This window comes from Streptomyces sp. Inha503, from assembly GCF_047215865.1.
Lineage (GTDB): Bacteria > Actinomycetota > Actinomycetes > Streptomycetales > Streptomycetaceae > Streptomyces > Streptomyces lycopersici.
The window spans coordinates 978,297-990,179 of the sequence record NZ_CP178360.1; the positions used below are offsets into that span (position 1 = coordinate 978,297).

The 11,883-nt window shown below is 72.4% G+C and carries 11 protein-coding genes; 4 read left to right on the forward strand and 7 right to left on the reverse strand.

What is annotated here, in order from left to right; translation table 11 throughout:
* The first annotated feature begins 105 nt into the window (after positions 1-105).
* Both ACJX2R_RS04470 and ACJX2R_RS04475 read left to right on the forward strand, forming a co-directional pair.
* The gene (locus ACJX2R_RS04470) at positions 106-1,191 is read left to right on the forward strand and encodes an isocitrate/isopropylmalate dehydrogenase family protein (protein ID WP_413098869.1); all 1,086 of its coding nucleotides are present in this window, start codon (positions 106-108) and stop codon (positions 1,189-1,191) included.
* Positions 1,192-1,329: 138 nt separating this feature from the next.
* Positions 1,330-2,802, forward strand: a complete 1,473-nt coding sequence (locus ACJX2R_RS04475) for a class II fumarate hydratase (protein WP_413098870.1) — start codon at positions 1,330-1,332, stop codon at positions 2,800-2,802.
* A gap of 9 nt (positions 2,803-2,811) precedes the next feature.
* Here ACJX2R_RS04475 and ACJX2R_RS04480 read toward each other — a convergent pair whose 3' ends face one another.
* From ACJX2R_RS04480 to ACJX2R_RS04490, 3 genes are read right to left on the reverse strand one after another with little or no spacing between them, the layout of a single operon-like run.
* Complete coding sequence (locus tag ACJX2R_RS04480) at positions 2,812-3,537, reverse strand: polysaccharide deacetylase family protein (protein WP_413098871.1); 726 nt, start codon at positions 3,535-3,537, stop codon at positions 2,812-2,814.
* Positions 3,534-4,487: a DMT family transporter gene (locus ACJX2R_RS04485; protein WP_413098872.1), complete on the reverse strand. Its 954-nt coding sequence runs from the start codon at positions 4,485-4,487 to the stop codon at positions 3,534-3,536. The genes ACJX2R_RS04480 and ACJX2R_RS04485 overlap by 4 nt, the downstream gene beginning before the upstream one ends.
* A 6-nt stretch (positions 4,488-4,493) precedes the next feature.
* Positions 4,494-5,312 (reverse strand): SDR family NAD(P)-dependent oxidoreductase, encoded by an 819-nt coding sequence (locus tag ACJX2R_RS04490; RefSeq protein WP_413098873.1) that lies wholly within the window; start codon positions 5,310-5,312, stop codon positions 4,494-4,496.
* 135 nt (positions 5,313-5,447) lie between these two features.
* Here ACJX2R_RS04490 and ACJX2R_RS04495 point away from each other — a divergent pair, with 135 nt between their 5' ends.
* Entirely contained in the window at positions 5,448-6,557 is a 1,110-nt protein-coding gene (locus ACJX2R_RS04495; RefSeq protein ID WP_413098874.1) for an MGDG synthase family glycosyltransferase, read from the forward strand.
* Between the two features lie 341 nt (positions 6,558-6,898).
* A complete protein-coding gene (locus ACJX2R_RS04500; RefSeq protein ID WP_413098875.1) occupies positions 6,899-8,119 on the forward strand; it encodes a PucR family transcriptional regulator in 1,221 nt (406 codons plus the stop codon).
* Between the two features lie 76 nt (positions 8,120-8,195).
* On the opposite strand, the gene ACJX2R_RS04505 is transcribed toward ACJX2R_RS04500, so the two are convergent.
* The 4 genes from ACJX2R_RS04505 to ACJX2R_RS04520 form a co-directional block, all read right to left on the reverse strand.
* Entirely contained in the window at positions 8,196-8,741 is a 546-nt protein-coding gene (locus ACJX2R_RS04505; protein ID WP_385207064.1) for a hypothetical protein, read from the reverse strand.
* Between the two features lie 157 nt (positions 8,742-8,898).
* Complete coding sequence (locus ACJX2R_RS04510) at positions 8,899-9,930, reverse strand: ABC transporter substrate-binding protein (RefSeq protein ID WP_413098876.1); 1,032 nt, start codon at positions 9,928-9,930, stop codon at positions 8,899-8,901.
* A 133-nt stretch (positions 9,931-10,063) separates the two neighbouring features.
* The gene (locus tag ACJX2R_RS04515) at positions 10,064-10,939 is read right to left on the reverse strand and encodes an ABC transporter permease (protein WP_413098877.1); all 876 of its coding nucleotides are present in this window, start codon (positions 10,937-10,939) and stop codon (positions 10,064-10,066) included.
* On the reverse strand, positions 10,932-11,744 hold the full coding sequence (locus tag ACJX2R_RS04520) for an ABC transporter ATP-binding protein (protein WP_044580123.1): 813 nt from the start codon (positions 11,742-11,744) through the stop codon (positions 10,932-10,934). The genes ACJX2R_RS04515 and ACJX2R_RS04520 overlap by 8 nt, the downstream gene beginning before the upstream one ends.
* Positions 11,745-11,883 lie beyond the last annotated feature (139 nt).

Here is an 11,883-nt window from a genome sequence, read left to right on the forward strand (position 1 = left end):
TTCCGCTGCCACCCTCCCTGACACCCGTACAACCGCGGCCACTCCGACCTGGCCTCCGCGCTCCCCCCGCCCCCTGTGACTCACCTGCTGAAAGGAACCCGCCCCATGAGCACCACGTACCGCCTCGGCGTCCTGGAGGGCGACGGCATCGGCCCCGAGATCGTCCCGTCCGCCGTCGAGATCGCCACCGCCGCCGCCCGGACCACCGGGGTCTCCGTCGACTGGGTGACCCTGCCGCTCGGCGCCGCGGCGATCGAGTCCCACGGCACCCCGCTTCCCGAGGAGACCAAGGAAGCGCTGGCCGGTCTGGACGGCTGGTACCTGGGGCCGCATGACTCCGTCGGCTACCCCGAGCCGCACAACTCCGCCCTCAACCCCTCGGGCTCCCTGCGCAAGCACTTCCAGCTCTTCGCCAACATCCGCCCCGCCAAGAGCTTCCCCGGTGCGAAGGCCGTCTGCGACGGCGCCGACCTGGTCATCGTCCGCGAGAACACCGAGGGTTTCTACGCCGACCGCAACACCTTCGCGGGCACCGGCGAGTTCATGCCCACCGCCGACACGGCCATCATGATGGGCATCGTCACCCGGGCGGCCACCGAGCGGGTCGCCCGCGTCGCCTTCGAGCTGGCCCGCTCCCGCCGCAAGAAGCTCACCATCGTCCACAAGGCCAATGTCCTCAAGCTCACCACCGGGCTGTTCCGCACCGTGTGCCAGGAGGTCGCCCAGGACTACCCGGACGTGGCGGTGGACGACTTCCACATCGACGCCATGACCGTCCATCTGGTGCGCCGCGCCCAGGACTTCGACGTCATCGTCACCGAGAACATGTTCGGCGACATCCTCTCCGACCTCGCCGGGGAGATCTCCGGCTCGCTGGGCACCGCCCCCTCGATCAACGCCTCCGCCACCACCGCCATGGCCCAGGCGTCCCACGGCTCCGCCCCCGATATCGCCGGGCGGAACCTCGCCAACCCGGTCGCCATGATCCTCTCCGGGGCGATGCTCTTCGAATGGCTCGGCGCGCGCCACGGTGACGCGGCCCTGACCGCCACCGCCGCGGTCATCCAACGGGCCGTGGCCGACACCATCGCCGCCGGTGTCTCCACCCGCGACCTCGGCGGTACCGCCTCCACCACCGAGTTCACCACCGCCGTCAGCAAGGCCGTCCACGATGGCGCGGGCCAGGGCTGACGCCCGGATCGGCCGAACGCGGCGCTGCCCCGGCCGGATGCGGCCGGGGCGGCGCGGAGCGACACTGGCGGGGAGGGCCACAGCCGTGATGCGGAGTGTGCGTATGGATGGGCTGCCATCCGTCAGGGAGAGCACGCGATGAACACGCCCCACCGGCGCCGGGGCGCCCAGGGCACCCCGAGGGTGCGGCGGGACCTGCCCACCCGCATCGACGCCACCGGCATCCGACGGGAGACGGACGCGCTGGGGACCGTCGAGGTCCCGGCCGACCGGTACTGGGGCGCCCAGACCCAGCGGGCCCTGGTGCACTTCGCGATCGGTGACGACCGCATGCCCAAGGCGGTCTACCACGCGTACGGCTATGTGAAGAAGGCCGCCGCGCTGGTCAACGGCCGGGAGGGGCGGCTGGCGGGGTGGCAGGCGGATCTGATCGCGCATGTGGCCGACGAGGTGGTCTCCGGTGCGCTGGACGACCACTTCCCGCTGTATGTGTGGCAGGCCGGTTCCGGCACCCAGACCAATATGAACGTCAACGAGGTCATCAGCAATCGCGCGATCCAGCTGGTCGGCGGCGCCGTGGGCAGCAAGGAGCCCGTGCACCCCAATGACCACGTCAATCTGGGCCAGTCCTCCAACGACACCTTCCCCACGGCCATGCACATCGCCGCGGTGCGCGTCCTGCACGACCCGCTGCTGCCGCAGGTCAGCCTGCTCCAGGAGGCCATCGCCGCCAAGTCCCGGACCTGGTACGACATCGTCAAGACCGGCCGCACCCATCTGCGGGACGCGGTGCCCCTCTCCGTGGGGCAGGAGTGGTCCGGCTACGCCGCCCAGCTCTCCGACGCGCTGGAGCGGCTGCGGGCCACGCTGCCGGATCTGTACCAGCTCGCCATCGGCGGCACGGCGGTCGGCACCGGTCTGGGCGCCCCCGAGGGCTTCGGACCGGCGGTGGCGCGGGAGATCGCCGTGGCCACCGGCCATCCGTTCAAGGCGGCGTCCAACTCCTTCGCGGCGCAGAGCGGTGTGGACGCCATGGTGGCCGCCTCCGCCGGGCTGCGCGGTCTCGCCGTCCCCCTGATGAAGATCGCCGACGATATCCGCTGGCTCGCCTCCGGCCCGCACGGCGGGATCGGGGAGCTGACGCTGCCCGCGAACGAGCCCGGCAGCTCCAGCATGCCCGGCAAGGTCAACCCGACGCAGTGCGAGGCCATGATGATGGTGTGCGTCCAGGTGCTCTCCGACGACGCCGCCGTGGCACACGCGGGCACCCGGGGCAACTTCCAGCTCAACGCGGCACGGCCATTGGTCATCAGCGACTTCCTGCACTCCGCCCGCATCCTCGCCGACGCCTGCGAGAAGCTGCGCGCGTACTGTGTCGAGGGCATCGAGTTGAACCGCGAGCGGATCGACGAGTATCTGGCCCGCTCGCTGATGCTGGTCACCGCGCTGTCCCCGCGGATCGGCCACGACAAGGCCGCCGAGATCGCCCGTAAGGCCGCCGCCGAGGGAACGACCCTGCGCGAGGCGGCCATCGCCAGCGGCCACATCGGCGCCGAGGACTTCGACCGGATCGTGGACCCCCGGAAGATGGCCCGCCTGCGCGACGGCTGAGAGCCCGTGTCATATCCCGTGCTCGGCCAGCGGTCCCACCTCCAGCCCCGCGGCCCGGCACTCCGCCACCACCACGGGCAGCGCGGCCAGCGTGGCGCGCCAGCAGCCCGTGGCCGCGGCGCGGTCGGTGTCGTGCAGCAGAACGGTGGCCCCGCCGCGCAGATCGCGCCGTACGGCGGCGGCCACCGACCCCGGGGTGGCGTCCCCGGTCCAGTCGCGCCCCCAGGCCGACCAGAGGACCGGGGTGAGTCCGGCCCGGGCCGCCGCCAGCCAGCGGCCGCCGGTGAGGATGCCGAACGGCGGCCGGTACCACCGCGGCACCGCGCCGGTGGCCAGCCGGATCGCGCGGGCGGCCCGGGCCACCTCATGGGCGTCGCGGGACACCGTGGGCAGCCAGGGGCGGCTGTGGGTCCAGCCGTGGACGGCGAGTTCATGGCCCCGGCGGACGATCTCCAGGGTGGTGTGCGGGAAGCGCGTCACGCCGTCCCCCAGGACGAAGAAGGTGGCGCGGACGCCGAGCTCGTCGAGCACCTGGAGGAAGCGCGGGGTGGTGCCCGGATCGGGTCCGTCGTCGAAGGTGAGGGCCACATGGTCGCGCCGGCCACGGCCCGCCAGGGTGGGGAACAGGACGCGCCGGGGCCCGGGCAGCCAGGTACCGGCGGGGGCGATGTGCGCGGCCGCCGCGAGCAGCGCGGCGTTGCGCACCAGGACACCGGAGCGGTGGCGCACGCTCATGGTGTTCCCTCGCCGCCGGGGCCGCTCCGTCCGCCGGGGAGTGGTGTCCCGGTGTTCCGCGGTGGTTCGGGGACGGCCTGGTCCCAGGCGCCGGACATGGCGGGCGAGCGGGTCAGGCCCACGATTCCCGCCGCCATCAGCAGGATCCCGGCCACTTCGGGCACGATGCGCAGCCCCAGCTCGATGCGTTCGCCGAACAGCATCCAGCCCAGCGCGATGCTGACCAGGGCGTCGCCGAGGGTGAGCGCGGGCTGCGAGGCGGCCAGGGTGCCCGCGCGCAGGGTGCTCTGGAGCAGCAGGAAGCTCAGCAGTCCCACGGCGCACACCGCGTACAGCGGCCAGTCGGTGAGCACCGCCACCACCCCACCGGAGAACCGTCCGGTCAGCTCCTTGATCAGCGCCGCGGTGCAGGCGAAGCAGGCGGCGGTGGCGCTGCCGAGGGCGACGGCGCGCGCGGCCCCGCGCAGCACCCGGGCCACCGCGATCAGGGCGCCCACGACGACGGCCACCACCACACCCACGGGCAGCCAGCGGCCGTTGCGCGACGTGGGCGAACCACTGGAGGGGTCGGCCGCCACCAGGAAGAGCGCGAGCCCGGCGGCGAGCATCACGAACGACAGCCAGGTCCGGCCGTCCGGGCGGTGGCGGAACACCAGACTGCCGACCACCAGGGTGAACAGCAGCTCGCTGACCAGCAGCGGCTGGACCACCGAGAGCCGCCCGACCGCCAGCGCGCCCACCTGCGCCACCGCCGACACGATCATCGCGGCGAGACCGGCCAGCCAGAACGGGCGGCGCAGCAGCCGCGCCAGCCGCAGCAGGTTCCGCAGCGGCCCGCCGTCGCCCCGCTCCTCCCGGACCTGGTCCATCGCGGCCCGCCGCTGGAGTACCGAGGCCGCGCCGTTGCCCAGGGCGGACAGCAGGGCCAGTACGACGGTCAGGGCGCTCACCGAGGGTCACCCGAAGCGTGTGGCCAACCGGCGGTACAGCCGTGGGGCCAGCGCCCGGACCACCACCGGCAGCCGCATCCAGGCCGGTACGTACACCTCGTCCCGCCCGTGCTCGACCGCGTCCCAGACCGCGTCGGCGATCCGCTCGGGCGGCAGCGGACGGGGCAGCCGACGGGTGTACGGGGCGCCGCGCCGGGCGAAGAACGGGGTGTCCACCACGCCGGGGACCACATGGGTGACGCGGACACCGGCCCGGCCCAGCTCGTGGCGCAGGGCGTCGGCGAAGACGCCGAGCGCGGCCTTGGCCGCGGAGTACACCGCCTCGCCGCGCACCCCGACGGTCCCGGCCACCGAGCCGATCAGCACGATGTGCCCGCGCCGCTCGGCCTCCATCCGGGGGACGACCATGCGGACCAGGCGCATCGCGGCGAGCAGATCGACGCGTACCACCTGGTCGATGGCGGCGGGCGGCATGGTGGCGAAGGGGCCCGCCCAGCCCACGCCCGCCCCCGCGACCAGCAGATCCACCCGTCCGGCGGCACGGAGGGCGTCCTTGAAGAGCGTCTCCGGGCCCTCCGGCGCGGCCAGGTCGGCGGGGAGGGCGAGGGCCGACGTCCTGGCGGCCACGCCGTCGAGCCGTTCCCGGTGGCGGCCGCTGACCAGCAGCCGCCATCCGCCCTCGGCCGCGATCCGGTCGGCGATGGCGGCCCCGATGCCCGAGGAGGCGCCCGTCACCAGCGCGACCCTCGTCGCGGTGGCTGCCGGATGCCCGGTGTCCCGCACCCGGCCGCGATCCAGGGGGGTGTCCGGGAGGGGGCGGATCATGGCATCTCCCTGTCTCGCCGCCGACCGGCCGCTGGTCCTGGGTCACCGGCCGTCGGGCGCGCGGTTTGACGGCATGCGGAGCGGATACCTCCAGTGAGCCATGAGGAGCCGCGCCTCGCACCATCGGAGGTGGTCATGCACCCGCTGTCGGCACGCTTTCTCGTTGTCAGCGCCGGGATGGGAGCCGGACATGACGCGGTCGCCGCCGAGCTGGTCCGCAGGCTGGAGGAGCGGGGTCAGGGGGCCGGCCGGGTGGATGTGCTGGAGTTGTTGCCGCACCGGATCGGGGCGGGGCTGCGTTCGTTCTATCGGACGACCATCCGCCGCGCCCCGGTGGTGTACGAGGGCATCTACCGGGTGTTCTTCCGCCCCGGCAGGGGCCCCAGGCCGGGCAGCGCCCCGCTGGCCGCGCTCGCCGAGGACCGGCTGCTGGCGCTGGTGGAGCGGGAGCGGCCGGACGTCGTCGTCCCGGTGTTCCATCTGGCCGCGCAGCTGACCGGCAGGCTGCGGGCGCGCGGGGCCCTGGGGGTGCCCAGCGCGGTGGTGGTGACCGATTTCGCGGTGCACCGCCAGTGGCTGCACCCGGGCAACGATCTGCATCTGTGTGTTACCCCGGACGCCGCGGACACGGTGCGCCGGGCGCTGGGCCGCCCGTCGGTGGCCACCGGGCCGGTGGTGGCGGCGCGCTTCTTCGGCCCGGCGCGGGGGGCGGCGCGGTGGCGGCGGCACTTGGGCGCGCTCGCGCCCGGTCGGCCCCCGGTGCTGCTGTCCGTGGGCGCGTGGGGCGCGGGCACACGCGTGGCGGACACCGCGCGGCTGGTGTCGGGGGCGGGCTATCTGCCGGTGGTGCTGTGCGGCCGGGACGAGCGGCTGCGCGCCGAGCTGTCGCGCCACCCGGAGGTGGCGGCCCTCGGCTGGGAGCCGGACATGCCGGGTCTGCTGGCCGCCGTACGGGCCGTGGTGGACAACGCGGCCGGTCAGACCGCGCTGGAGGCGCTGGCCACCGGGGTACCCGTGATCGGCTACCGCCCCATCCCGGGCCATGGCCGCGAGGGCGTCCGGCGGATGGCCGCGCTGGGGCTCTCGGACCACGCGCGGGACCCGTGGGAGCTGGTGCGGCTGCTCGACGCGCTCACCGAGCCCTCCGCGTGGCGGGAGCGCCGTGTCGCGGCGGGCCGCGGGCTGTTCGCCGACGACGCGGCCGTCCGGCTGACCGACGCGGTCGCGGGAACGGCGGCGAGGTGAGTCGCTGGGGGACGGCCGCGCGGTGAGTCGCTGGGTGCTGGGGACGGCCGCGAGGCGAGTCGCTGGGGACGGCCTCGACGCGAGTCGCTGGGGACGCCGCAAGGTGAGCGCCACGGCCGCGCGGTGAGCGCCGGGACGGCCGCGAGGTGAATTTCCGCGCACACGACGCCGTCCGTGCCGACCGTCCGGCGGCGAGTGGTGGCATGCTCGGCCCCGACCCATCCGACCTCGGGAACGCCGCGTGGAGCACCGCCTCCCGCGCGGGGTTGCCCCCGTGCGGTCCCGCTGGAGTTCGTGCGGTCCCGCGGGAGTTCCCGAACGACTGACGGAGGCACCGCCCAATGGGAAGTCATCTCTTCGCCGAACTCGCCCGGCGCACCCTGGACGACGCGCGCCACGAAGTGGAGGTCTACGGACAGGAGATCCCCGAGTACCGGTTCGTGGAGCAAGACGGCCGGCGACGAGCCGAGGCGCTGGACTACGCGGTCTGGCTCAGACGCCGCACCCTGGACTTAGCCCCCGAGGGAATCCCCCTCGCCCAGGAGGACCTCGACCACATCGCGTCGATGGGCGCGTCGCGGGCCAGGACGGGGATGTCCGCCGCTTCCCGGCGGCGGGTCCTCGGTCTGCACACCAACCTCATGCTCCGGGAGATCCAGGAGGCGTCCGGCCCGGAGAACACCGATGAACTGATGCGGGTCATGGTCTGGTTCACCACTCAGGGCACCCGCGGCATCGACGCCTATACCCGCGGCCATGCGGCGGAGCAGAAGCGCCGCCTTCCCTTCGTCGCCCGGGTGCGCGCCCTCACCACGGCCCTCCTCGCCGACGACTCACTGGCCCCGGGCCTCGCCCGCGCCGTCGGCATGAGCCCGGCCGCGTCGTACGAGGTGGTGGTCGTCCGCGTCGCCGGACGTCCCGCCCCGACCGCCGGAGGGCGCGAGGCGATCGTCGAAGCCCTCCTGACCCACCACCGGATGCCGATCGCCTGGCCCCGGGCGGAGGAGCTGGTGGCCCTGGTGCCCGCAGGCCAGGACCGCGCCCCTGATACGCCCCGGCCGGCACACGACCGGCCGGCACACGACCGGTCGGCGCGGGACCGGGCGCTCGCCTTCGTGCGCGACGCGGGCGAGGCGGTGGCACGGCCCTGTGCGGTCGGCACCAGTACGGGCCGCGTCCGTGCGCTGGCCGACGCGTACGCCCGCGCCCGGCGCATCAGTCTGGCGGCTCCGCTCCAGCCCGTGCCCCGCCGCCCGCACACCCTGGCCGATGTCTTCGTCGAACTGGCCGTCGCCGAGGACCGCGACATCGACGGCTGGCTGTCCGGCATGGCCCGGACCCTCGCCCGCGGACCCGAGCTGCTCACCACCCTGGAGACGTACTACGCCCACGACATGCACCGCAGGAACACCGCCGCCGCGCTCAACATCCATCCGCGGACCCTGGACTACCGTCTCCAGCGCGTGCGCCGGCTCACCGATGTCGACCCCGGATCCGCCCGTGGCGTACGCATCCTGAGCACCGTGGTCGCCAGGGCCGCCTCCGGCGCCTGGACGGCATGAGCCGGGTGCGCTGACGGGACGTAGGCCGCCCGGGAATCCCCCCCCGGCGGCCTACGAGGCCCCCTGCCGCCCGTCCTCAGAGCTCGCAGTTGATCTCGACCTCGGCGTCACACCGGTCGATCCCCGGGCCGCCGTTGGCCACGTCGTAGCCGGGACCGCCGATCAGGGTGTCGTTGCCGGAGTGGGACGCGTTGTCGGGGCTGTCGCCGAAGAGGTAGTCGTTGCCGGTGCCCCCCGTGATGTTGTCGTTGCCGTTCTGGCCGCTCACGCCGAAGTACGTCCCCACCGACACATTGGTCGGGTCGCTGGGGTTGAAGTTGTCCGAGCCGTCACCGAGGCAGACCACGGCGGAGGTGCTGATCAGGTCGGAGAAGACCCAGTCGTCCCCGGAGAAGGCGTTGACGACACTGCCCGGGGTGCCCCAGATGGCATTGGCGTTCTTGTCCCCCTCGATCGTGGCGGTGAGCGGGACGCCGGTCTTGGGGTCGGTGCAGGTGGTCGCCGTCGGCGCCTTCGCCGGAGCCGCCGCCTGAGCGGCCCCACCGGTGCTGAGGGCGGCACCGGTGAGGGCCGCGGTACAGGCCAGCAGCGCGGTGACGCGTCTGCTTCCGTGTCGGGTCATGCGGTGTTCCTCCTCGGAAGGGATGCGGAGTGACGCCGCACAGCCTTCCGCCCGGCCACCCGGCGCGTCTTCGTGAACCAGGGAGAAAACACCGCCCGCCACGACCGCGGAACTGTCAATCCGCGCAACACCGGCATGCGGCTCCGCCACGAAACCCCTAGCCCGCCTTCTTCACGAACTCAGTCGTGTACGTCTTCTTCAGATCCACCGTGGCGTTCTTCAGATTGGGGTTGAACGACTTGAGGACGCGCTCGACGGTCGCCGGGCCGTCCGCCGGCATCACCCCGTCCTTGGTGAACATCGGCAGGGTGCTCTTGATGGCCTCCGCGTAGAGCTTGGCACCGCCCTGCGCGTAGTCGCTCGGCATCTTGGCGGCGATGTCCTCGGCCGAGTGGGTGGACATCCACTTGAGGGTCTTCACGAAGGCGTTGGCCAGCTTCTGCACCGTGTCCTTGTGGCCGTTCACCCAGTCGGCGTTCATGTACAGCGAGGAGGAGGGGTACAGGCCGCCGAGGGCCTGCTTGGATCCCTCCGGTGTGCGCATGTCGATCAGGACCTTGCCGATCTTCTGCTCCACGATCTGGGCGACCGTCGGATCGGTGGTCATTCCGCCCTGGATGGAGCCCTGCTTGAGGGCCGAGATGAAGGTCTGCCCCGCGCCGACCGCCACCGGGGTGAACTCGCTGGTCTTCACGCCGCTGTCGACCGCGAGGTACTTGGTCAGGAAGTCCGTGGAGGAGCCCAGCCCGGTGACACCGAGCTTCTTGCCCTTGAAGTCCTTGGGCGACTTCAGCTCACCCGCCGCCTTGTTGGAGACCACCTCGACCTCGCCGGGGGCCTGGGCGAGCTGGACGACGGACTCCACCTGCTTGCCCTTGACCTGTAGATCGAGGGTGTGGTCGTAGAAGCCGACGACGCCCTGGACATCGCCCGCGACCAGCGAGGTGGTGGCCTGCACCCCGGCGGGCTCGGTGAGCAGCTGGACCTTGAGGCCCTCCGCCTTGAAGTAGCCGAGCCGCTGGGTGAGCATCGCGGGCATGTAGATGACCTTGTCCAGGCCACCCACCATGATCTTGACCTTGCCGTCCTCGCCGCCGGAGGCACTGGAGTCGCCGCCGCAGGCGGTGAGGGTGGTCAGAGCGAGCGCCGCGGCGACGGCGGCCGCGGAGAACTTGGCACTGCTGCGCATGAGGTCACGTCCTTGTGAGCGGTGATGAGCGGGAAAAGGAGGGAGGCTGAAGCGGGGAAAGGAGGGGCCGAAGCGGGGAGAAGGAGGACGGGGCCCGGCGGGAGCCGGGAAGCCGGGACGGAGGAGGCGGGGCTCAGCGGTCCTCACCGGGCTGGGCGGGCTTCCAGCGGAAGAGCCGCTTCTCCAGGAAGGTCAGCAGCCCCTCGGCGAGCAGGGCCACCACGGCGAGGATCACCATGGCGGCGTACACACCGGCGGCGTTGAAGGTGCCCTGCGAGGACGACACCAGCAGGCCGAGCCCTTTGGTGGCGCCGATGTACTCGCCGACGATGGCGCCGATGAGGGCGAAGCCGAAGCTGACATGGAGGCTGGTGAAGATCCATGAGGTGGCGGAGGGAATCACCACCTGGAGGGTGACCTGGCGGTTGCTCGCGCCGAGGATCCGGGAGTTGGCCACCAGGTTGCGGTCGACCTCCCGGGCGCCCTGGAAGGCGTTGAAGAAGACGGGGAAGAAGACCAGGACGACGGCCGATGCCACCTTCGAGGCCGGGCCGAGGCCGAACCAGATGAGGAAGATGGGCGCGAGGACGATGCGCGGCAGCGCGTTGAGCACCTTGATGTACGGGCCGAGCACATCGGCGAGGAAGGCGATCCGGCCGAACGCGATCCCCAGCACCACACCGGCCACGACGCCGATGCCCCAGCCCAGGAGCGCCTCGTAGAGCGTGTACCAGATCTGCTCCCACAGCGAGCCCTGCGCGGTGCCGTGCAGCGCCCACTGCTTGAGCTGCTCCCAGATCTTCGAGGGCATCGAGAAGTTGAAGGGGTCGATGACGGCGGCGCGGGCCAGCCATTCCCACAGCCCGATGACGCCGAGGAGCACCAGGGCCCGGGTGGACTGGACGAGGATGGCACGGTTGCGCGCGGCGCGCGCCCGGGCCCTGGAACGCTCGGTACCGGGTGTCTTGCCGACGGCGGGGGCGGCCGTGGCGGAGATGGTCTCAGGCATCGACGGCACCCCTCTCGCGGGTGATGCGGACCTCTTCGCCGAGCGAGGACCAGATCTCCCGGTAGATCTCCACGAACCGCGGTTCCAGCCGCACCGACTCCACCTTGCGGGGCCGGGGCAGATCGATCTCGAAGACCTCCTTGACGGTGGCCGGTCCGGCCGTCATCACCACGACCTTGTCGGCCAGGGCGATGGACTCCTCCAGGTCGTGGGTGACGAAGACGACGCACGCGCCGGTCCCCGCCCACAGCTCCAGGAGTTCGTCCGACATCAGCGCGCGGGTCTGTACGTCGAGCGCCGAGAACGGCTCGTCCATCAGCAGGATCTCGGGGTCGTTGACGAAGGTGGACGCGAGTGCCACGCGCTTGCGCTGGCCGCCCGAGAGCTGGTGGGGATAGCGGTCCTCGAAGGAGGAGAGGCCGACCCGGGCCAGCCACTCACGGGCCCGCTCCTTCGCCTCCGCCTTGGGCACACCGCGGAAGCGCGGACCGGCCATCACATTCGACAGCACGCTGCGCCAGGGGAAGACCGCGTCCTGCTGGAAGACGAAGCCCACGTTGGAGGCGATGCCGCGGACCGGCTCACCGGCCACCAGCACATCGCCCTCGGTGGGCTCCTCCAACCCGCTGACCAGCGTCAGTGTCGTGGACTTGCCGCAGCCGGTGGGTCCGACGACGGCGACGAACTCACCGTGCCCGACGGTCAGGTCCAGATCCCTGACCGCGGTGTGGAGGGCCCCGGACGGTGTCCGGAACGCCTTGCTCGTTCCCCGCAGCTCGATGGCGGGGCTGGTGTGGCTGCTCATGGCCGGGAGGGTAGGAGTGACCCGCGCCACAGCGGCAGTCTTGTGAGCACAACGCGCCCTTGCGCTCACAAACCGCGTTCTGCTCGTTTTGCTCGCGCCCGCACAACGAAAACGCTACGGAGACTGGGCATACGCCCCG

Coding starts and splice junctions, on each gene's coding strand:
- ACJX2R_RS04490 (WP_413098873.1), bottom strand. CDS start 5,312: ATGATCCGCCCCCTCCCGGACACCCCCCTGGATCGCGGCCGGGTGCGG.
- ACJX2R_RS04470 (WP_413098869.1), top strand. CDS start 106: ATGAGCACCACGTACCGCCTCGGCGTCCTGGAGGGCGACGGCATCGGC.
- ACJX2R_RS04475 (WP_413098870.1), top strand. CDS start 1,330: ATGAACACGCCCCACCGGCGCCGGGGCGCCCAGGGCACCCCGAGGGTG.
- ACJX2R_RS04480 (WP_413098871.1), bottom strand. CDS start 3,537: ATGAGCGTGCGCCACCGCTCCGGTGTCCTGGTGCGCAACGCCGCGCTG.
- ACJX2R_RS04510 (WP_413098876.1), bottom strand. CDS start 9,930: ATGCGCAGCAGTGCCAAGTTCTCCGCGGCCGCCGTCGCCGCGGCGCTC.
- ACJX2R_RS04520 (WP_044580123.1), bottom strand. CDS start 11,744: ATGAGCAGCCACACCAGCCCCGCCATCGAGCTGCGGGGAACGAGCAAG.
- ACJX2R_RS04505 (WP_385207064.1), bottom strand. CDS start 8,741: ATGACCCGACACGGAAGCAGACGCGTCACCGCGCTGCTGGCCTGTACC.
- ACJX2R_RS04500 (WP_413098875.1), top strand. CDS start 6,899: ATGGGAAGTCATCTCTTCGCCGAACTCGCCCGGCGCACCCTGGACGAC.
- ACJX2R_RS04515 (WP_413098877.1), bottom strand. CDS start 10,939: ATGCCTGAGACCATCTCCGCCACGGCCGCCCCCGCCGTCGGCAAGACA.
- ACJX2R_RS04495 (WP_413098874.1), top strand. CDS start 5,448: ATGCACCCGCTGTCGGCACGCTTTCTCGTTGTCAGCGCCGGGATGGGA.